This window comes from Blautia sp. Sow4_E7 (assembly GCF_052116245.1).
In the GTDB taxonomy this organism is placed as follows: Bacteria; Bacillota; Clostridia; order Lachnospirales; family Lachnospiraceae; genus Blautia_A.
In genome coordinates this window covers 1-20,467 of the sequence record NZ_JBQKLL010000005.1, presented here as the reverse complement: position 1 = coordinate 20,467, position 20,467 = coordinate 1, and the positions used below count along the sequence as shown (strand labels likewise).

The following is a 20,467-nucleotide window of genomic DNA, read 5'->3' as shown; positions in this document are numbered from 1 at the left end:
GTAGCATTTTCGGGTGGTTTTTTTATTGCTGAATTCCCCGAAAATCTGTCCCCGGTTTTTCCGGCAGCACTTTCTCTGCCCCAATTTCCCGGGTTTACGCTTCTTCTCACCTCTCGCAGAAAGGATGGTTTGATATGAAGAAAGATTTGTTTGCTTTAAAGGGTACGATCTGTTACAGCAAGAACCAGAAAGAGCTTGTTTTCCACAAAGATTCTTATGTAGTCTGTGAAAACGGCCTCTGTGCCGGCGTTTTTTCCCAGCTTCCAGAGGAATATAAGAGCATTCCTGTAGAAGACATGGGCGACCGTCTGATCATTCCAGGATTTACCGACCTGCATCTTCACGCCCCCCAGTACGCTTACCGCGGAACCGGCATGGACCTGGAGCTGCTTGACTGGCTGAATACCATTACCTTCCCACAGGAAGCCCGGTACGCAGACCTGGACTACGCGAAAAAGGCATACTCCATTTTTGTAGATGACCTGAAGCACAGCTTCACTACCAGAGCCTGCATCTTCGCCACCTTACACCGCCCGGCAACGGAGCTCCTTATGGACATGCTGGAAGAGAGCGGACTGGCAACTATGGTTGGAAAGGTAAATATGGACCGCAATGGAGCCCCGGAGCTTCAGGAGGAAAGCGCACAGGCTTCCGCACAGGATACACGCCAGTGGCTGGAAGAGAGCAAGGGGCGCTACGATCACACATATCCCATTCTTACGCCCCGTTTTACCCCATCCTGTACCGACGAGCTGATGACAGAGCTGGGAAAGATCCAGCGGGAATACCACATTCCAGTTCAGTCTCACCTGTCTGAGAATTTCGGGGAAATCGCATGGGTGAAGGAGCTCTGCCCGACTAGCAGGTTTTACGGGGATGCGTATGACATGTTTGGGCTGTTTGGGGGAGCCTGCCCTACCATCATGGCTCACTGCGTCCACTCCACCGACGAAGAGATCCAGACGATCAAGGACCAGGGTGTTTACATCGCCCACTGTCCGGAATCCAACACAGACATCGCTTCCGGAATCGCGCCCATCCGCCGCTACCTTGACCTGGGACTTCACGTAGGACTTGGCACCGACGTTGCCGGAGGATTTTCCCTCTCCATGTTCCGCGCTATCGCAGACACCATCCAGGTTTCCAAGCTCCGCTGGCGCCTGATGGACCAGTCACAGGCTCCGGTTACGCTGGAGGAAGCCTTCTACATGGCAACCATCGGCGGCGGTTCCTTCTTCGGAAAAGTAGGCAGCTTCGAAAAAGGCTATGAGTTCGACGCCATGATCCTGGACGACGCAGGTATCCGCCACCCCCAGGAAATCTCCACCCGCGACCGCCTGGAACGCCTGGTTTACCTGTCTGATGACCGGAATCTGGTTGGAAAGTATGTGCAGGGACGGAAAGTGATCTAAAAAAGCAAAAACCTCTGGTCTGGAAGCAGTATATTATCAGGCCATATCTCTTCCAGCCAGAGGTTTTCATATATGCTGTTTTATCCTTCGTTTCTTACTCAATCCTGCAAACTTGCCTCTATATCTGCAATTTCCTGCTTCAGTACTGATTTCAGCTTCTCATATTCCTGCTGATCCCAAGGCAGATTTTGTTCTTGAAGGGACTGTCCTTAATTTCAGTCTCACTTTTGACATTTCCTGGAAGGTTATGAAAGATATTTTAACCAAGAAATTGGGAATTCTGGATTTTGCGGCTTGCTTCCCAAGGGAGACGCTGCAACAGGCGTTTACCAAATTATCCTCTTTTTGAGAAATTTAGAGATGACGTCATGAAATATTACAAATAACCATATAAAAAGCCTCTGAACCGGAGAGCAATCTTCGACCAGAGGTTTTTCCTTTTACCCGTTGCTCACGTAAATCATTCCGCGCCCAGATACTCCCGTATCCGCGCCTCGTTCATATTTTCCCCGATCACAAGCACCACTTCCTGGCCTACGGAAATGGGCTTCAGGGAAAATTCTTTGCGGGTGGCGTTTAATTCCAGCCAGGTATTAGCGGCAGCCACTGCAGGAACGGAGTCCGCACCCGGGGTTCCGTTTCCTGCCTCCGCAGCGCTGTCTTCTAATTTCACAAATCCTTTAATCCGGAAAACATCCCCGCACTCCGGATCATCCAGGATCTGATGGGCAGCACGCTCCAGCTGTGCCTCTGAAATTTTCAACTCCATAAAATACAGCGACTGGAAGCCCTCTTTCTCATCGAAGCATTGTTTCTCAAAGTCTTCCATCACATATCCGCTGTTAAAAATCTTTTGGAAGTCTTCGTCTGTAAACTGCTCCCAGTCCTTATTCAGCACTTCTTTTTCTGTAAAGCGGCGTTTGCACTTCACACTCTCCAATGCCCGGTTCAGATGTTCTACAGTACCCTTGATCTCCTCCGCAGAAGCCTCCTGGCTCTTGCTAAGGACAATACAGCCTGCGTCAGCGGCCTCCGAAGCCAGCAGATATTCCGCCTGCGGCTGCAGCTTCTCTTCCAGTCTGGCGTCCAGAATGGTGATCACATTTCCAATCTGATACCACTTATCCAGCGGCTCCTCGTAAAGGGCATCGAAAAACTCATCCACATCAAAAATTCCCGATGGCTCAATAAGAACCCGGTCATATCCGCACATTCCCATTGCGATCAGCTTGGTCTTGAAACGTCTTCTGTGGCAGTCTGCATCACATCCACCGGAAACCATTTCCAGCTCGCAGCTCTCGCCCTCCAGGTCGTGAAGCAACATCATGTCCACATTCACCGCCCCGAAATCGTTCTCCAGGATTCCAATATTCTGTCCCTGGCTCATCAGCCATGCAGCGTATTTCTTTATAAAAGTCGTTTTGCCTGAACCAAGAAAACCTGTAATTAAATCAACTTTAACCATCTTCTGTCTCCTCATGTCTGCCTTATAAAAACAAAAAACGAGTTTTCCATCCATTCAATAATTGCCTAAACAGTCCGCTCGTTTCTTTTTCCCTTATCAACTTTGTTTATCCAGCAACGCCTCAAACTCTTCCTGGGGCATTGGCTTGGCAAAATAGTATCCCTGGAAATAATCACAGCCATAATTTCTCAGGAAATCCGCCTGTTCCTTCGTCTCCACGCCCTCGGCGATCACCTTCAGATCCAGGCGGTGCGCCAGCTCGATCAACGAAATGATAATATTGTTATTCTTTCTATTCAATCCTATTTTCTGGACAAAGCCCATATCCAGCTTCAAAATATCAAAATCAAAATCACGAATGGTACTAAAAGAAGACACCCCGCTTCCAAAATCATCCACCAGAAGCTTGGTCCCCTCTTCATGCATTTTGGTCAGAAAGCTGTTTCCATCCTCAGACATACCGGCATATGCGGACTCTGTAAGCTCATAGCTGATACTTCCGCTGGGCAGATCCGAATTCTTCACATCCTCCAGAATTGTATCCATAATATGCTTGTCCATCAAGTCCATCCTGGAAAGGTTCACGCCAATGTCTACAACCCTTTTGCCCTCTTTCCGGCGCTTCTCGATCAGATTGTATACAGTCTGGTAAACATGATAATCCAGCTTGGTGATATATCCGCTTTCCTCCAGAGTAGGAATAAATTTCGCCGGAGAAATACTTCCGAACTCACCGCTGAACCATCTGGCCAAGGCCTCTGCCAACGCGATTCCCCCTGTCCAGGCATCATAGATTGGCTGATAGTAGACCTGTATTTCCCCATTCTTGATCCCGTCGTCCAGATGAAAAAGGGCGATACTCCTCTGCTCATAGTCTACCCGCATCTGCTCGTTAAAAACCGCGTAAGGCTGCACAAACTGATTGGAAATATTGGACTTGGCAATCTTGGCCCGGTCGCACATCTCAGACACGCTCAGCTTGGTATGACGCGGAATAAAATAAACACCGCACTTTCCATAGAGGTCCAGATTCAGTTCCCCCTTGGTATAGGTCCTGTGCAAAAGCTCCGGCAGTCTCTCCAGATCCATATCCTCTTTCTTCGTAAGTGCCACAAAGCGGTCAGCTTCCAGCCTTCCCACAGCCAGCGGATTCAGGAAGCATCCAGCAAGGATCTGTGCCGCTCTCTTCAGAAGTTCGTCTCCAGACTCATATCCGAACAGGTCATTCACCGTCTTAAATCTCTGAATATTGAAATAAGCAATGGCAAAATCCTGCTCCGGTTCACTCTCCAGAATCTCCCGTACCTTATGAAAAAATCCCGTCCGGTTCAGCGCTCCTGTCACCGAATCCGTTTCCATAACTTTCACCTTTATCGTCATCGTTCTCCACTCAAGGTCTGGCCCAATTCACGATTCCCCCCAGATACCATTTCACCAACACCAGACATACCCTTTCTTCACGTTCCGTTTATAACTTCTATTTTACTATTGTTTTTCCCATTTGAAAAGTGGGATTTGCAGCTTTTTTGTTGCTGTTATTGTTCCATCCTTTTCAGTTCTGGCAATATTGTCAGCAGCATTGTAACAAAGCATAAGCTTCCGCCGATCACGTTAGACACCGGCTCTGCCAGGAATACGCCGTGGGTTCCCATTTGAAACACATATGGGAACAGATACGTCAGTGGAACTACAATGAAAACCTTACGCAAAAGGGAGAAGAAAATCGCCTGTTTCTTCTTGTTCAGGGACTTGAAAACGGTCTGTCCCATGTATTGCAGGTCCATGAAAATGAAGGCCGCGAAGTAGGTTTTCAGCGCTGGAACGGCATCTTTTATCAGGAGTTTATCAGAGCTGAAAACAGCGATCAGGTAGTCCGGGATAAAGATGATCACGCTCCACATCACTGCTGTATAAACCAGGATCATCACTGCCAGAGTGACCATTGCCTTACGCACAAGCTTCGGTCTTCTGGCTCCGTAATTGTAACTGAGGATGGGGGAGGTTCCCTCATTTATAGCGTAAATTGGAGTCTCGACCATCTGACGGACACTGGACACAATGGTCATTACAGATATGTAAACATCCCCTCCGGTAACCCCCAGAACATTGTTGCAGCAGATAGTTACAAGGCTGTTTGTCAGCTGCATAATGAAGCCCGCACTGCCAAGACTGACGATGTTTTTGGCGTGTTCTACGCAGCTTTTCAACTCTGTTTTTTTCAGAAGACGGGCTTTCATTTCTGCTCTTTTTTCCAGGAAAAGAAGCACATATAAAGCGGATAAGCACTGGGAAATTACGGTTGCAATTGCCGCCCCCTTTATTCCCAGCCCAAACGCGAAAATAAACAATGGATCCAGGATCAGATTGGCTACTGCGCCGATTGCTACGGAAAGCATGCCGGTTGTTGCATATCCCTGGGCGTTGATAAACGGGTTCATCCCGGTGGCGATCATAGATGGAACAGTTCCAATCAGGTAGATCATCATGTAGGGATAAGCATAGACCAAAGCATCCTCAGACGCACCAAACAGTACCAGTAAAGGTCTTGCAAAAAGAAGTCCGATTATCATCAAAAGGGCGCCGCCTGCACATACCATGGTGAAAGAAGTATCCATGATCATCTGGGCTTTCTTGTTCTCCTTCATACCTCTGTTTATGGAAAAAAGAGGGGCACCGCCGCTTCCAAACAGGTTGGCAAATGCGGTTATGATCATAATCAACGGGAAGCAGATTCCTACTGCGCCAAGGGCCGTTGTTCCCACATTGGGGATTCTAGCGATGTAGATCCGGTCCACAATGTTGTACAAAAGACTAAGGATCTGCGCTACCAGCATGGGGATAGCGGCACTAAAAATATTTCTTGTTACGGTTCCGTTTTCAAAATCGATTCGTTTCATTTTTTTCACAGCTTTCTATTTATTTCATCATTAAGATAACTTTTGCTTTATTAACCGCATACCGTTATCACTCTCTTTAGCAATTCAGAGAATTCTCCTGAAATTGGATGTATTTTGCTGATTTCATTTTGCACATTGGGACGGGAAATGTCAAGAAAAAAGGGACTGCGCTGGCAGTCCCCCTTCTTTTAATATCGTACAATTTTCTATGTAGTATTACCTATTACCAGAAATTATCTTATTCAAATTATCCTTGTCTTTACCATATGCATTATTATAAGCCGATGAAATGCCAGCAAATCCACTAAACATACAAGATTGCGCTATACCGTTCTTATTAACCATCTGTATTACGATCCAGTCCCAACCTTTCGTTCTATTTGAATCTTTACTGCTTTTTATTTTTAATGAATCTACATTTATACCATATTCTTTCAATATCTGCTCTATCTCATTTTCATACGATACCTTTGTAACCTTGCGTCCTTTAATAATAGTATTAGCATCCGCTCCACAGAATAGAGTATTGTTATAGGTAAACTTCCAAGCATTATTATACCCATATGGTTTAGATGATTCATCTCGACAAATTAATACCCATACACCCTCACCATGTTTACAATTTCCTAAATCAATTTCCCCCGTATTATACGCATTGGTCAACGCAGACTGTATTGCTCTCGCATTCTGCAGGTCCACAGCCTGTCGTGCCTTTTCCAGTTGACTAGTAAAAATAGGAATGGCTACTGCAACCAATACTGCAATAATTGCAACCACGATCAGCAGTTCTGCTAGTGTAAATCCTTTTTTATTTTTTATTTTCATTTTTCATTTTTTACCTCTTATAACCTACACACCAACTACTCTTCCAGTATACGTTATATAACTTTTTTCGTCAATTAATTAGTTAATAGATTTTAACTCCGAATTTTGGAGAATTTTACCAAAAAAATCTTACGCTAGTACAGATTTTAATTCATCGTGTACAGCTTTAAAAGGCGATGCTGCACTTTAAATGTATCACCGCCTTTTTGCTTTATAACTTCTTCATTACTATATTCTTGCTCATTCCCCGTTTTATAAATATAGATTTGTAGCTCTTTACCAGCTTCCTCGGAGTGTAAACCTTCATTCGGGATGGGGTTCCTTTGAATGCGTTGGAGCCAATGTTTTTCTGTTTCAGGCGTGAGGTGTAAATTCGCATCGTACTTATTTTCTTGCATCCATAAAAGCTTTGCTTTCCAATATACTGGACTCCTTTGCCGATTTTTACGGTGTTGAGCTTGGTGCATTTGTAGAAGGCGTAGTTCTTGATCTGGACTACGTTGTTTCCTATAGTCAGCTTCTTAAGGTACTTGTTGTTTTTGAATGCCTTGGTGCCGACAGAGGTTACTTTGTAGTTTGCACCATTTAAGTTCACGCTGTCCGGGATCACCACAGTACCTGCCTTTTTGTTTACTGGCCTTAGATACTCTACCGTCTGTGCGCTGGTTACTTTATAGTAGCCGTTGGTTTTCTGCTGTTTCACCGTCGTTCCCACCTTATACCCGGCCGGTGCCGGAGTACTAGTCGGTTTCGGCACCGGAGTACTGGTCGGCTTTGGCTTAGGAGTTGGTGTTGCAGTTGGCACTGGCGTGCTAGTTGGCTTCGGCGTTGGCGTCGCGGTCGGCACCGGCGTATTCGTCGGTACTGGCGTCGGCGTCGCGGTCGGCACCGGCGTATTCGTTGGCGTTGGTGTTGCAGTCGGCACCGGTGTGTTCGTCGGCGTCGGTGTTGGCGTCGCAGTCGGTACTGGCGTATTCGTCGGACTCGGCGTTGGTGTCGCGGTCGGCACTGGCGTATTCGTTGGCGTTGGTGTCGCGGTCAGCACCGGCGTGTTCGTTGGTGTCGACGTTGGCGTCGCAGTCGGTACCGGTGTACTCGTTGGTACTGGCGTATTCGTTGGTATCGGTGTTGCAGTCGGTACCGGTGTACTCGTTGGCACTGGCGTATTCGTTGGTATCGGTGTTGCAGTCGGTGCCGGTGTACTCGTCGGCACTGGCGTGTTCGTCGGTACTGGCGCTGGTGTCGCTGTCGGCTCTGGTTCAACCTGGCTATCGTCGTAGAATACCACGGAAACGGTATACGTCTTCTTCGTCACCCCATCCGGCGCGATCAGCACATACTCCACCGGATTGGTAAAATCATGGGAGGTTCCATTTGCAAATGCCCAGTCCAAAGAGGTGCCTGCCCCTGCGCCATAATCAATATTCGGCGTCAGCCTGCTCACATCCGTTCCCTTCGGAATACGGAGTGTGATCGTTCTCGCCACATTATCAATCTCACCAATTACATCCTTTTCCAGAACCGGATTCTGCAGCTTATACAGATTAAAGCTTGCAAAAGCCGCCTCACTAGCACCCTGCACACGGATGGTAATCGTTATCGGCAAAACAGCTTTCGTCTGCACATCCTGCACCTCATACCTGCACACATACGTACCTGTCGGTGCCGTCACCACGCCACTATAGGAAAATGTGTAGGACAATCCCGGCATATGTGTCCGCTCCAGGCCTTCCGGTAAATCTTCACTGATCACAGTAGTGGTATACTGGCCGCTTCCGCCCTCAATCACTCCTGAATCAATATACTGCATCTCTGCTTTTCCAGCAGTCAGACACAGCTCCACTCCCGAAATGCTAAGCGGTGTATTCACGGTGATTATCTCCGAAACAGCCGTCACAGTCCCGTAAGTTCCAGGCAGATTATCCGTTGCATAGAATAAAAGTGTCTGTCCGTTATCGTCAGCAGTGAGCACTTTTCCAGCTGTGACCGGTGTCACTTTTCCATTATTTCCAAGAGCTATTTTTACACCATAAGCATCCAGCTGAGCCGCTGTAAATACTGGTGACTGGCTTCCATTGCTGTATGTCAGCCGGAATTTCAGCCCTGTCAGGTCTAGCATATCACCCACACTGTAATCAATCTTATTCGGCGCTGTGAAAACCGTAAGCTTGCTTGGTTTCTTAGCTGTAACCGTAATTTTCTGCTGCACTTTGAACCCATGATAATCAAAAGTTACCACTGTATCCTCTGTTGTCAGCGGCCCTGTTTTATCATAAGTGAAATCACTGTAAACCCAAGCTCCCATATATGTGGAATAGGTAACATACAGGCTCATTCCTGACGGATCAAACAACTCCCCTTCCATATAACTAGTTTTCGGCACTCTGGAAATCTGAACCCTGGATATCTTGCTGCTGTCCGGTTCTGTGATCGTTATGGAACAGCTGGTGGTTTTTCCCTTATATGTAATATAAATGGTCTTGGTACCTGCTGTGGTATTGTCAAAACCGCTGATCATGTCATCTGTAATATCAATTCCGCCCGACTGACCATTCACATAGACCATGCCCCAGCTATACGGGCGCTCTCCAATACAATAAGAATAACTGTATAAAGCTGCAGAAATGGAAGTAATATCTGCCGCTTCCATTCTGGACGGAATTCCCTCTTCTGAAATCTTCCACTCAGTTCCAAACTTCCAGTTCGTATAAGAAGCAGAATCCTTCAGCTGAGCCTCCGTTAAAAGCTTTCCATTCGAATCTGTCGCTGTGGCAGAGCCAATCAGTTTTCCCTGGGAGTCTTTTCCATAGCAGTCTGTGACCACTGCAGAGGTCATCCCTCCGCAGATCTGGCCAACCACCGTATTCTCTCCCTTCACCTGCAGCGTGCCTGTATGAACGCAAACCCTTATGCTACTGTTTCCAAGCGTCGTCCGCTCCGTTCCGCCTGCAATTCCCCCCACATACACTGGCTGCTGGGCACTATCGGTCTGCATAACAGTTATCTTTCCACTGCTGATACATTTCTCAATAACCCCTTTATTCAGACCGGCAATGCCGCCTACCCAGCTTTTCATTGCTGGCATGGCAAGATTGATGGTCAGCTTGGAAGAGCATCCGCTGATAGTGCCAGAGTTCTCGCCTGCAAAACCTCCGAATTTTGGAAATTCCTGAAGTCCCTGGCCGCCCATATGTCCAGTCACAGTTCCGAAAACTGTACATTCCTGGATTTTTCCTATATTATACTGGGCAAAAACACCCTGTGCATTCTGGCTGTCGTCATCAAATTCTGCTACAATACGCAGATTCTTAATGGTTCCTGCATTTTGAACTGTGAGAGGCTTTTTCAACCCACTAATAGTATGTCCGTTTCCGTCTAAAACACCGCCGAAATAATTTACAGAAAGATTTATTTTTCCATTAGTCTGAATATCCGCGATAAGACGATAATATGCCCCGGCATGATCTGAGATCATGTTCAGATCCTCCAGGGAATCGATCTCGTAAGGATCCTCCGCTGTTCCGTTTCCTCCGGCTGGCGCCACAGATGGATTTCTGGTTCCGATCACGCGGTAAACAATGTTGGAATCGCCATTAGAAGGGACCGTAAATTTGCCATCTTTCAGCTTTATTACGATTGCCGCAGTAGGCGCCAGAGAATAATTGGTTCCGCTGTCCCCTGCAAAAACAGGGTAAGTTGCAGCTTTCTGTGCAGCCAGTCTGTCTCCATAGAAGCTGTAAACCCCAGAACTTTCCCCAGCTGCCACTGCTGTATAAAAATCAGTGAGAAGGGTTTTAAACGATATACCTGTAACTTTTTCCAGATATTCCTGGCTGTTCAAGCCGGAAGCATTTACCTGGTAAAATTTGGGAAGCACTGTCATTGGATCATAGCCGCCTGCCATTCTGTCGATCACGTAACGAACGAACAGATAAGGCAGACCGTAGTCTCTTGCGGTGTCATCCCGGTAAGTCTGATAGATCAGGGAGGAACCGCCGCGGATTGCTGTGCTCTCGGCAATTCCACTTAACCATCCACTACTGTCTATACCACCCCAGAGGTAATCCATTACGGTAACCGCCAGACCTTCATTCAGCCACATATATTTTCCGGAATTGGAAAAATTAGTCTTCAGCGCAAGAACTGCATGCTGGCCTTCGTGAACCAAAAGTCCATTTCTGCGGGACATTTCGCCGGTCACATAGGACGCTGCAGCCGGAATATTGATATGGATAGCTGTCACGTCAGACTCATACATGTACATTCCGCTGGCGCTGCTCAGGCTTTCCAGAAGAATGGAAAGCTTGCCGGAACTATCCAGACAGGGGATTTCGCCGCCTGCCAGCTGGTTCAGAATGCGGTAGGGCTGTCCATCGTAAACACTTGCCATATCCGCTGCAATGAGCGCTGTTTTTCCCGCACTGTCATAGGAGGACTTCATATTCTTTTCCATCCAGATGTAGCAATGCTCACCTACACCGATGCACACATAGGTCTTCTGGGAATAGGTGGAACCCATGTATTTTTCCTGACCGATAGTGTAGGTGGCAGCTGACTGCAAGGCGATTGCGGAGTTGCCGCTGCCTGACTGTACTAAATATGCGGATCTGCCAGAGTTTGCAGATGCCAGGCTCTGGGCAGACGCGCTGGCGTCGGTATTTACACCGCTCAGCGAACTTGAGCCCACTCCGCTCAAGCCATCCGCGCTTGCCCCCGCCACATACGGCGCAACTCCATCAGCCCCATCATCAAATACCAGCGTTCCGGTATTGTGTGCCGCTTCAGAATCCGTATTTACAATAACTGCATATTCTCCGGTAAGTGTCTCCCCTGCTTTCCCTTCCGTTACTGCTGCAAAAACATTTAGATTGCAGAATAACCCCAGAAGCAGAAGACAAATCCCCACCGAGAGGCCAATGGATTTCTTCTTTCTCATACGTTCCTCCTGTAAAAAATTTCTTTTCTACAGTTTACCATTTTTCCCACCCAAACACTATGTTTTTTTGTGCACTTTTTCGGCTAATTTCAACATAAAAAAGCAGCGTACCATTCCAAAATGATACGCCACTTATTTTCATATCCGCCACGCCTCCATTTTTTCACTCTTCATAATGCCCCCTACAGGCAATAATCCACAGAAAACCATTTTCATCTATGTTGTAAACCAGTCTATTCATGTCATCAATCCGTCTGCTCCATGCCTTTCTATGACGCAAAGGCTCTGGTTTCCCAATTCCCTCAGACAGTCCTTCTCTCTCAATGGAGTTAATTAATTCATTTATGCGCTTCAAAGTCTTTTTATCTTGTGTTTGCCAGTAAAGATAATCATCCCATGCTCTGTCAGCCCATAATTTTTTCATTCATCCACCTCGATCAATTCATGTTCCTGTCCTTTTCCTGCTGATAATTGTGCAATGCCTCTATCAACCATGGCAAGATACTCTGCATTTCGTGCAGCTTTTTCAAGCTGGTTGTATTTTTCCAGGCTCATAAGTACAACATTCTTCTCCCCTTTACGGGTGACAATAACTGTTTCATGGTTATCTGTCGCCTGATCACAATAGTCTTTAAAATTATTTCTAATTGTAGAATAATTTACTGCCAACATAATTTCACCAGCCTTTCATAGTTGAACAACATTTTGTACATTATCTTGTACAAGTATTTTATTCTATTATTATATGACTGTCAATCGAAAATAATACCTCATTTTCCAATAATTACGCTTTAAGCAAAAAAGTGGTCTTAAGAGCTGTTCTCTTAAAACCACTTTTTCTACAGTCCGAAATCCATCCCAAAAGGTGCCTTTCAAATCATTCCCAAATTAACTTAGATCCTTTGATGTTGCAAGTGCAATAAAACGTTCGCCCTTTTGATTGCATGCGCAGTAAAAATGATAGACAATTCCAGCTTCTTTAATCACAAAGGGCTTATGAGCAAACATATCATCCCATTCCTCTGAGGGTTTGACCAAAGGTGTTTTATTCCATTTTCTCCAATTAATCAAATCTTTAGAAACTGCAAAGGTATCGTATGCGGTAAATTCTGTATACTCACTGTTCAAGACTGACGCAATAAAGTAATTCATAACCCATAAATTTCCCATCCGGTATATCTGCGGATCTCCCGAAATAAAATTACCTGGAAGATCCGAATTATCAATCACAGGGGTTTCCCCCAGCCTTTCCCAATGCCGCATGTCCTTTGAAACTGCCATGCCAATTTTTTCCGTCATGGTTTCTTCGCCCTTACAATTATAAAACATGCATAGTAAGCAGGCGCGACAATCCCTTTTGTCCGGTACGCAGAATTGATCATCGCCATATCATTGTCCGTATTAAGCACGCTACTCGGGACTAGCCAGTCTCCATAATGGAATCCTGTATTCCATAGATACTTCTGGCGTTTTTTTCTGTCTTCATCAAATGTTTCGTACTCTTCTGGGAACTCATTTTCAGCGCAATACTGTACATACTTCATCCAGTGTTTCATTGCCTTGTAATTTTCTTCCAGAATGCTCTTATTCGCAAACGCCTGGTACAGCGTCCATGGGGCAGATACAATCACATCTCCTGTCCATCCTGCTTTTTCCCGCTGTGGGCAGTCTGTCGTGATAGAAACCGTATTGGAAATCTGGCTCCATCGGATATTCTGCTGAAGACGGTTAAGCTTTTCATTAGATGTGATAAAAATACCTGTATTTTCCATGTCTGTTGCGACAACATGAACTTTAAAATCCTCTACCTCTGGAATCCCAGGCCATCCACTCAGGCGCACGTACCTGAAACCGTGGTATGTAAAAGAAGAACAATAACTCTGCCTTCCGTTTTTCGCGATATATACATCTGTTTGATCCTTGTTTGCCCCCATGATGTTCCGGCAGAAACGACCATTCTCGTCAAGAACTTCTGTGTACTCAAGCCGTATGACCTCGCCTTCCGTCGCTTCCACCTGAAAAGAAAGATAGCCTGCAAGATTCTGCCCGACATCAATTATGACATCCCCGTCCGAGGATATTTTTATCCGCGACGGTTCAAACACACTGACTTCCCGCACTGGTTCACCTATTTGAGCAAAGAGATTGGAATATCCGTAATCCTTCCGTCTCACCCGTTTCCACGAGCTGTCATCAAATCCCGATAGTTCCCACCCCTTCAATCCCTTTCGTGCATCGTATTTTTCCCCTACAAAAAGATCTGACACCAGAAGTGGCCCCGTGGAAGACATTGCTCGATCCGAAAGAATGTATTCTTCCGTACCATCCTCATATTCAATCTTTCCCTCTAACAGAAAAGCGGTTCTATCACCATATTGGCAGGCATCCCCAATTCTGGCGCATACTTCCGGTTATCCGGCGCTATGCCATTTATTTTCAGTTCATAGACTCCATGTGATGTAGCACAAATAAGGATCCGATACGCTTTCTTTCTCAAAATGAACGGTATCCTAAGATACTGCACCGGCTGGAATCCTGCGTAATCATCAATCCCCCGCGTCTCCGACCGGATTCCCATTGCGCTTTTCACGCAACCATCTTCGTCCTTTGCGAAAGTTGCATGCTGTTCAGGCTCCACCCACGAAGCTTTCCATGGCAATGAATACCTTGACGTAACAAACGCTGCACTGCCGGCGGCACAATCGCCCTGATTATCCCATACCTCTATCTTCCACTCGTATTTCGTCAATGGAGATAGTTTCTGACCAGAATACCCAATACCAACTGAACAGGCAGATGATATGATACCGCTTTGCCAGAAGACCTTTCCTCCCTGATAAACTGTAATCTGATACTTTTTCTGCATGATGTTTTTCCTGTCAGATTTAAGCTTCCATGAAAATTCAGGCTTCTGGCTTCTGATTCCCACCGGATTTTTCAGTTGCTCGCATCTTAAATCCACAACTTGTAACATACTCACCCTCCTTTTCTTTCAAGAGTTACTGTTCATTCCATTCACAGCAACACGCTTCACGATGCACAGAAATCATGCTCTGCATGATTTCGCGCCGCTATTCTCGGATTTTCTGTGAGCTTTGCTCACAAAAAACACCTCTCGGAATATTACCTGTGAACAGTAACTTTTAAGATCTTAAATTTCATGTTTGAAAAATTCCAACTTCCCAAAACAGAATTTCCACTCCAGCTTCTCGAAAACTTTCTGAACGAATCAAAAACTTCTGAATCAGGCCTTGAAATGCGAGCACTAAATTCCTATATTGCTAATGCATCCTATCATTTAGAGGGCGTGAGCTGGACTACTCCCAACAGGCCACTGTCCGAATATGCACGCAATAATTTAAGTTTTATACAGAGTTTTACGTATTATGAATTAAAGAGATATTTTACGAAACGATCAGACATGGAATCCTATCTGCTAAAATACACCTATGCAGGTACAGGAGAACTGAAATACAAAGGACAAACCTATATTTCAAACGCAGGGGACGGTTTTCTAATTGATTGCCGGGAACCTCACGAATACCGCTCTGTAGCCGGACCGTGGAAGCCTGTTGAAATACATTTTTCGGGGAAGCCTGCCGCATACATCTATTCACAGTATATTTCTGCCAGAAAATATGATTTTCATATTGCACCCGAAACCTTTCATGCAGAATTAGAAAAACTTCTCAGCCTTCATGAATCTGTACTACCATACAGAGAGATCCAGATATCTCATCAACTGGATCATATATTAATGATGATTCTCCTTCATTCCGATAATTATATGGAGCAGATAAAGAATCTTCCCGAAACTTGCGCTATCTGCTTTCATATATAGACCGACACTATATGCAGCCTCTGACCTTAGATTTTATGGCAGAGTTTTCAAATATAAGCAAGTATCATCTTTGCAGGCTTTTTCAAAAATATGTCGGGTTTTCACCGAATGAATACATCATCCAGCTCCGACTGACCAATGCTAAAATGCTTCTGAGAGAAACCGATCTTCCCGCGAACAAAATTGGAGCGATAGTTGGTATTCCAGATGAAAATTACTTCTATAGGCTATTCAAAAAAAGAGAGGGAATATCCGTACGGGATTTTCGCAGTGGAATATGCACACGTTTGTAACCATGATATTCCTCTGGGTATGGATTATTTCTTAAACGATAACGAACTTAATGACAGCTTTAGACTAGAAGGAAAGTAAACACAAATGCGTTCGATAAGGAGAATTCTTCCAATACAACAGCAATTTCGAAATTTTTAACACCAAAAGGCTCCTACCTAATGTGATATTTTCACATCAGGCGGAGCCCTTGTCACTTTATCATCTGTTCATATCTGACTCTTATTTAATTACGCCTCTTCAGCCACATTCTTCTTTCTCTTCTTAAAGAATCTTACCAGCACGATTGCCATCACAGCCACCAGTACAATACCACTTGTAATGTCGATCTCCAGGAACAAATTTGTCATGTTGGACATTTTGCCTGCGTCTGGATCCGGGACGGTGTAGTTGCCGCTGTTTACGGTAGTGTACAGAATATTCTTGCAAGCATTGCGTCATTGCCGTTTCTTACCGCATCATCTGTGTTCTGATAGCCAATAGAGAGAAAATCTCGGGAATTTCCTCTTTTTTCGCAAGTTCAAAAACGTAGTTCATAATTTTCTCCTAAAACAGCACTACCCTCTAACAAAACGCTAGAGGGTAAGCCGTTTTATTTATATTTTGTTGTTCTTACTAATTTATTCTTCCTCAAACTCCAGATCCTTACGGCTCATCTCCTCGATCAGCTCTTTCTTCACCTGATAAAGCTTCGGGGAAAGATCCACGTAAACCTTCTGCGGATTGGAGAATCGTCTGGACTCATCCCAGAGAGTGCCCTGCTCCTGCTGGCAGATTGCACGAAGCTCCATAACAGATGGAGAGGTATAAACACGTTTTCCCTCTGTAATAACCGGAACCAGAAGCTCTCGAACTTCATAGGTACCACCCAGGATCTTGGTCTTCTTCCAGGTGTCAACCGGGTCAAATACTACCATCGTCTCATCCGGGTTCAGTTTCTCATCTGCAAGACAGATCAGATCCGCTTTAATCTTGCCTGTGGACTTGCTGTAAATACGATATACGGTCTTGTTTCCAGGGTTCGTTACCTTGGCTGTGTTCTCGGAAAGCTTGATCTTCGGAATGAACTCACCTGTCTGCTGATCCTTTACTGCTGCCAGCTTATACACGCCGCCAAATGCCGGGTTATCGTTGGATGTGATCAGACGTGTTCCAACGCCCCAGGAATTGATCTTGGCATCCTGTGCTTTCAGGCTCTCGATCAGATACTCATCAAGGTCACTGGACGCGGAAATGGTCGCATCGTCAAAACCAGCTGCAGATAACATCTTGTACGCCTCTTTGGAAAGGTAAGCAAGGTCACCGCTGTCGATACGGATACCATATTTTTTCAGTTCAATGCCTTCCTCACGCATTTCCTCAAATACACGGATTGCGTTCGGAACGCCGGATTTCAGCACGTCGTAGGTGTCTACCAGAAGAATGCAGGCGTCTGGATACATTCTTGCGTAGGTCTTAAATGCGGTGTACTCATCCGGGAAGCTCATGATCCAGGAATGTGCGTGGGTTCCAAGTACTGGCACATCAAACATCTGTCCAGTAAGCACGCAGGAAGTTCCAATACATCCGCCGATCACAGCAGCACGGGCACCGAAAATTCCAGCATCCGGTCCCTGGGCACGGCGAAGGCCAAATTCCATGATTCCGTCACCCTTAGCTGCATAGCAGACACGGGCAGCCTTGGTTGCGATCAGGCTCTGATGGTTCATAATATTCAAAATCGCAGTCTCCACAAGCTGAGCCTCCATGATCGGTGCTACTACTTTCACCATTGGCTCTCTTGGGAAAATAACTGTTCCTTCCGGGATGGCATAAATATCACCGGTAAAGTGGAAGGAACGAAGATATTCCAGGAAATCTTCTTCAAAAATGGAAAGTCCGCGCAGATATTCAATGTCTGCGTCTGTAAATCTCAGATTCTCAATATATTCAATGACCTGCTCCAGTCCGGCACAGATTGCAAAACCGCCCCCGCATGGGTTATCACGGTAAAACATGTCGAATACGACAGTCTGGTCAGTTGGGTTCTTAAAATACCCCTGCATCATGGTAAGTTCATAGAGATCCGTGAGCAGAGTCAGGTTATTTGCTCTCATGTTTATTCTCCTTATTAATGAGGCCTGCCAGGCAGGCGGATTTATATTTATGGTGGGATTATATCATATTTTCTTTACAATGCACAGGGAAAAGCGAACCTAAATCTTAATTTTTTCCCGTAAAATCAAGGCTTTGCGCGAATTGAATAAATTTTTTTAAAAAATTTGAAAAAAGGGGGTTGACTTTTCTATAGGTGTTGATATATAATACAACATGTCGCAAGCGAGAAAACAACTTGCTAAGACATATAGGGCTATCGCCAAATGGTAAGGCAACGGACTCTGACTCCGTCATTTCAAGGTTCGAATCCTTGTAGCCCTGCTAAGTGGAGCACCTCAGATGAGGTGCTTTTTTCGTATTATGAAATTTCCGGAAGCCGCGTATTTACTGGCTTTGCGGGACTTTAAAATTTTTCTAAAATTCTTTTTTCGCGGCTCTGACAGGTGATTTTCTCCATATTTTTCTTACTGATTTTTACTGCATTTTCGGCGGTTTTAAAACGTGATAGGTCAATCTTAGGTCAATTATAGGTCAATTTAAAATATCACATTTCTTCAATAATGCCTTATAACTTTCCTCTCGAAAATATTCTAAGGGAGTCGGATATATGTATGCCCATATCACTTGATAGCATAAGTCCAAACATGTGTTATATTCCATAATTGCAGACATTAAAAAATGACATTTCGTATAATTCCTACTCGTTTCATCATCTCCACATAAATCTCCATAGTCTGCATATCCCGCTGAACGAAATGACCGCTTTGCATCGACAAAAGCATTATACACATCTATAATCTTCCACGCTGATGTTATAATAAATAACTGATTCTTTCCATATCTAGCAATTTAAGCTTCCTGTGGCAAGTAAGCAAGCCATTTATGAAATTTATTATCATTTGATAGTTTTTTATAATCCATATACTTATCCCCCTTACAATCCTCGAATAATGTTCAAATAATCCTGCCTCTGGTCTACAACAGCATATATAATAACTTCCTTTCGGGCTTCATTTACTTTATAAAATACAAGGTCTTTTTCAAGAATCAACACCTTATAACCCTGACGCTTTAATACCAAGTATCTTGGATCAATTCCAAGATCTGGATTTTCTCCCAGCTGTCGTATACGCTCTTCTATCTCGTCTAACTTTTTCAATGCCACATCATTGCCGAAATTCTGCGCAATATATAGTACAATCTTTCGCAAACCAGCATCCGCGGTATCAGTACGAACAATATTGTATTTCAAACTCAGCCCTCCTGCAGCATAGCGCGTAAATCATCAAAAGTTTCACTGATCGGCGCAACACGACCATTCTTTACATCATCTTCTGCTTCAACAAGGACTTCAAGCAATTCTATTCTTGATTTCATGTTCTTATACTCTTCATAGGACAAGGACACAGTATCGCCTCTTCCATTTACAGTTATAATAACTGCTTCTTTTCCCTCTCGGCACTGTTTTGATATTTCATTATAATGATTTCGTAAATCCGCTGATGGTCTGATAGCTTCCTGCATAGCAAACATAGTACGCACCTCCTCTTTTATATAAAAATTATATCAATCATTGTCTATATTTTCAACTTCCTAATCAATTTCATTCTGCAAATTTTAGGATTCTTCACTTGTTCTATCGCTAAAGAGCCCTACATAGCGATATTACTTACACTATATACCTTGTATTATTTGAATCTATCTCCTTGTACATTCCATGAAAAGCTGAAAGGCACACTTGAATCCTTGCGTAAACCCAATTTCTTCTCCCAACTCAGCAATTGCAAACGCCAGATCAACGCCCTCACGTCCAGTTTTAGCTTCAACCTGGATAGAAGCCTTGTTCTCTTCCAGAATTTTCTGAACCTGCTCTGGTTCCAATTCTCCCTTCTATGAGCATATTTTAATTTTCATATCTGTTACAGATTTGAAGATATAAAAAAAGAGACCAGAATTCAATTTGGGTAATCAAAGTTTTTGAGGGGCTGTCTTTTTGAGGGTTTAGATTGAGGGGCAAACTTGAGGGGCAAGTTTGAGGGTATGGTGTGAGGGGCGAGTTTGAGGGGCTGGCTCTTGTCTGCCTATGTAGAAATAAAAAATAGGATTAATCAGTTCTTATCGCTGATCAATCCTATTTCAGACTGTAGACAAACTTGGTGTTGGGTGTTATGCCCAGCACCATTTTTCTTTTAAAACTTCTTTTCTTTTTATTTTTTTCAAAATCAACAAAAATCTGGCTGTGTTCCAGCCTCGTTTTTCCAGAATCTTTGCCAGTTTTTTCAGATTCATGCATGCAAAGGTAAGCCCGGCTTTCATCTCCATCCGTGCCTTTCCTACATATTGCGTATATCGAAATCCATGCTGTTCTTTCGCTGTACCGAAGATCCGCTCTATGGTTTCTTTTCTTAACTGGTAGATCTGTCTGTTTCCGATCGTGTGCCGAATGTCTTCTGCCACTTCCATATATTCTTCCCATACATGACGTGTGATCAGTTTTACATGATCCTTACTTTTTGTGCATTTTGAAAGATATTGGCTGTTACTGACAACCGGTTTTGTCCAAAACCATCCGGTATTTTTTGCCCGGAATCAGACGGAATTTCTGTCCGCCAGAGACTTTTATTTAAATTTCTGGCGGACATTTTTCTATAATTCTTTAAGATGTACTAATGCACAGGCAACTGTGGCAGCATCTACCTTCTT

17 protein-coding genes, 1 tRNA gene and 1 pseudogene are annotated in these 20,467 nt (G+C 44.6%); 4 read left to right on the top strand and 15 right to left on the bottom strand.

What is annotated here, in order from left to right; translation table 11 throughout:
• The first annotated feature begins 134 nt into the window (after positions 1–134).
• On the top strand, positions 135–1,412 hold the full coding sequence (locus ACTQ50_RS04655) for an amidohydrolase family protein (RefSeq protein ID WP_441483181.1): 1,278 nt from the start codon (positions 135–137) through the stop codon (positions 1,410–1,412).
• Positions 1,413–1,872: 460 nt separating this feature from the next.
• On the opposite strand, the gene ACTQ50_RS04650 is transcribed toward ACTQ50_RS04655, so the two are convergent.
• The 10 genes from ACTQ50_RS04650 to ACTQ50_RS04605 all read right to left on the bottom strand — a co-directional run bounded on the left by ACTQ50_RS04650 (position 1,873) and on the right by ACTQ50_RS04605 (position 14,509).
• Positions 1,873–2,877 carry a GTP-binding protein gene (locus ACTQ50_RS04650; protein WP_441483180.1) on the bottom strand — a complete coding sequence of 335 codons (1,005 nt, stop codon included), beginning with the start codon at positions 2,875–2,877 and terminating at the stop codon, positions 1,873–1,875.
• Between the two features lie 96 nt (positions 2,878–2,973).
• Positions 2,974–4,236: a putative bifunctional diguanylate cyclase/phosphodiesterase gene (locus tag ACTQ50_RS04645; RefSeq protein ID WP_441483179.1), complete on the bottom strand. Its 1,263-nt coding sequence runs from the start codon at positions 4,234–4,236 to the stop codon at positions 2,974–2,976.
• Positions 4,237–4,412: 176 nt separating this feature from the next.
• On the bottom strand, positions 4,413–5,774 hold the full coding sequence (locus ACTQ50_RS04640; protein WP_441483178.1) for an MATE family efflux transporter: 1,362 nt from the start codon (positions 5,772–5,774) through the stop codon (positions 4,413–4,415).
• Positions 5,775–5,990: 216 nt separating this feature from the next.
• Positions 5,991–6,599, bottom strand: a complete 609-nt coding sequence (locus ACTQ50_RS04635; protein WP_441483177.1) for a type II secretion system protein — start codon at positions 6,597–6,599, stop codon at positions 5,991–5,993.
• A gap of 211 nt (positions 6,600–6,810) precedes the next feature.
• Positions 6,811–11,535 carry a leucine-rich repeat protein gene (locus ACTQ50_RS04630; RefSeq protein ID WP_441483176.1) on the bottom strand — a complete coding sequence of 1,575 codons (4,725 nt, stop codon included), beginning with the start codon at positions 11,533–11,535 and terminating at the stop codon, positions 6,811–6,813.
• 163 nt (positions 11,536–11,698) lie between these two features.
• The gene (locus tag ACTQ50_RS04625; RefSeq protein ID WP_441483175.1) at positions 11,699–11,959 is read right to left on the bottom strand and encodes a Txe/YoeB family addiction module toxin; all 261 of its coding nucleotides are present in this window, start codon (positions 11,957–11,959) and stop codon (positions 11,699–11,701) included.
• Positions 11,956–12,207, bottom strand: coding sequence for a type II toxin-antitoxin system Phd/YefM family antitoxin (locus ACTQ50_RS04620; RefSeq protein WP_295306869.1), 252 nt, complete (start codon positions 12,205–12,207; stop codon positions 11,956–11,958). Before ACTQ50_RS04620 ends, ACTQ50_RS04625 begins: the two co-directional genes overlap by 4 nt.
• A gap of 216 nt (positions 12,208–12,423) precedes the next feature.
• Positions 12,424–12,834 carry a hypothetical protein gene (locus ACTQ50_RS04615; protein WP_441483174.1) on the bottom strand — a complete coding sequence of 137 codons (411 nt, stop codon included), beginning with the start codon at positions 12,832–12,834 and terminating at the stop codon, positions 12,424–12,426.
• A complete protein-coding gene (locus tag ACTQ50_RS04610; RefSeq protein ID WP_441483258.1) occupies positions 12,831–13,874 on the bottom strand; it encodes a family 78 glycoside hydrolase catalytic domain in 1,044 nt (347 codons plus the stop codon). The genes ACTQ50_RS04615 and ACTQ50_RS04610 overlap by 4 nt, the downstream gene beginning before the upstream one ends.
• 8 nt (positions 13,875–13,882) lie before the next feature.
• On the bottom strand, positions 13,883–14,509 hold the full coding sequence (locus ACTQ50_RS04605; protein ID WP_441483173.1) for a hypothetical protein: 627 nt from the start codon (positions 14,507–14,509) through the stop codon (positions 13,883–13,885).
• A gap of 186 nt (positions 14,510–14,695) precedes the next feature.
• Here ACTQ50_RS04605 and ACTQ50_RS04600 point away from each other — a divergent pair, with 186 nt between their 5' ends.
• Both ACTQ50_RS04600 and ACTQ50_RS04595 read left to right on the top strand, forming a co-directional pair.
• Positions 14,696–15,376 carry an AraC family ligand binding domain-containing protein gene (locus ACTQ50_RS04600; RefSeq protein WP_441483172.1) on the top strand — a complete coding sequence of 227 codons (681 nt, stop codon included), beginning with the start codon at positions 14,696–14,698 and terminating at the stop codon, positions 15,374–15,376.
• Positions 15,377–15,387: 11 nt separating this feature from the next.
• The gene (locus ACTQ50_RS04595; protein WP_441483171.1) at positions 15,388–15,669 is read left to right on the top strand and encodes a helix-turn-helix transcriptional regulator; all 282 of its coding nucleotides are present in this window, start codon (positions 15,388–15,390) and stop codon (positions 15,667–15,669) included.
• Between the two features lie 618 nt (positions 15,670–16,287).
• Here the strand turns inward: ACTQ50_RS04595 and ACTQ50_RS04590 are convergent.
• Positions 16,288–17,763 (bottom strand): nicotinate phosphoribosyltransferase, encoded by a 1,476-nt coding sequence (locus tag ACTQ50_RS04590; RefSeq protein ID WP_441483170.1) that lies wholly within the window; start codon positions 17,761–17,763, stop codon positions 16,288–16,290.
• Between the two features lie 250 nt (positions 17,764–18,013).
• Between ACTQ50_RS04590 and ACTQ50_RS04585 the strand changes: the two genes are divergently transcribed.
• Positions 18,014–18,085: transfer RNA gene (locus ACTQ50_RS04585), tRNA-Gln, on the top strand.
• A gap of 613 nt (positions 18,086–18,698) precedes the next feature.
• Here the strand turns inward: ACTQ50_RS04585 and ACTQ50_RS04580 are convergent.
• From ACTQ50_RS04580 to ACTQ50_RS04565, 4 genes and pseudogenes are all read right to left on the bottom strand, one after another.
• Positions 18,699–19,016 carry a type II toxin-antitoxin system RelE/ParE family toxin gene (locus tag ACTQ50_RS04580; protein WP_441483169.1) on the bottom strand — a complete coding sequence of 106 codons (318 nt, stop codon included), beginning with the start codon at positions 19,014–19,016 and terminating at the stop codon, positions 18,699–18,701.
• A gap of 2 nt (positions 19,017–19,018) precedes the next feature.
• Entirely contained in the window at positions 19,019–19,297 is a 279-nt protein-coding gene (locus tag ACTQ50_RS04575) for a type II toxin-antitoxin system Phd/YefM family antitoxin (protein ID WP_441483168.1), read from the bottom strand.
• A gap of 165 nt (positions 19,298–19,462) precedes the next feature.
• A complete protein-coding gene (locus tag ACTQ50_RS04570; RefSeq protein WP_441483167.1) occupies positions 19,463–19,645 on the bottom strand; it encodes a hypothetical protein in 183 nt (60 codons plus the stop codon).
• A gap of 285 nt (positions 19,646–19,930) precedes the next feature.
• Positions 19,931–20,296: pseudogene (locus ACTQ50_RS04565) on the bottom strand (transposase); the annotation flags it as partial.
• Between the last annotated feature and the right edge of the window lie 171 nt (positions 20,297–20,467).

Excerpts from the sequence above, each read along its gene's own strand:
- ACTQ50_RS04600 (WP_441483172.1), top strand. The coding sequence starts at position 14,696 with ATGTTTGAAAAATTCCAACTTCCCAAAACAGAATTTCCACTCCAGCTT.
- ACTQ50_RS04615 (WP_441483174.1), bottom strand. The coding sequence starts at position 12,834 with ATGACGGAAAAAATTGGCATGGCAGTTTCAAAGGACATGCGGCATTGG.
- ACTQ50_RS04630 (WP_441483176.1), bottom strand. The coding sequence starts at position 11,535 with ATGAGAAAGAAGAAATCCATTGGCCTCTCGGTGGGGATTTGTCTTCTG.
- ACTQ50_RS04650 (WP_441483180.1), bottom strand. The coding sequence starts at position 2,877 with ATGGTTAAAGTTGATTTAATTACAGGTTTTCTTGGTTCAGGCAAAACG.
- ACTQ50_RS04655 (WP_441483181.1), top strand. The coding sequence starts at position 135 with ATGAAGAAAGATTTGTTTGCTTTAAAGGGTACGATCTGTTACAGCAAG.
- ACTQ50_RS04620 (WP_295306869.1), bottom strand. The coding sequence starts at position 12,207 with ATGTTGGCAGTAAATTATTCTACAATTAGAAATAATTTTAAAGACTAT.
- ACTQ50_RS04640 (WP_441483178.1), bottom strand. The coding sequence starts at position 5,774 with ATGAAACGAATCGATTTTGAAAACGGAACCGTAACAAGAAATATTTTT.
- ACTQ50_RS04625 (WP_441483175.1), bottom strand. The coding sequence starts at position 11,959 with ATGAAAAAATTATGGGCTGACAGAGCATGGGATGATTATCTTTACTGG.
- ACTQ50_RS04645 (WP_441483179.1), bottom strand. The coding sequence starts at position 4,236 with ATGGAAACGGATTCGGTGACAGGAGCGCTGAACCGGACGGGATTTTTT.
- ACTQ50_RS04595 (WP_441483171.1), top strand. The coding sequence starts at position 15,388 with ATGCAGCCTCTGACCTTAGATTTTATGGCAGAGTTTTCAAATATAAGC.
- ACTQ50_RS04575 (WP_441483168.1), bottom strand. The coding sequence starts at position 19,297 with ATGTTTGCTATGCAGGAAGCTATCAGACCATCAGCGGATTTACGAAAT.
- ACTQ50_RS04605 (WP_441483173.1), bottom strand. The coding sequence starts at position 14,509 with ATGTTACAAGTTGTGGATTTAAGATGCGAGCAACTGAAAAATCCGGTG.
- ACTQ50_RS04590 (WP_441483170.1), bottom strand. The coding sequence starts at position 17,763 with ATGAGAGCAAATAACCTGACTCTGCTCACGGATCTCTATGAACTTACC.
- ACTQ50_RS04635 (WP_441483177.1), bottom strand. The coding sequence starts at position 6,599 with ATGAAAATAAAAAATAAAAAAGGATTTACACTAGCAGAACTGCTGATC.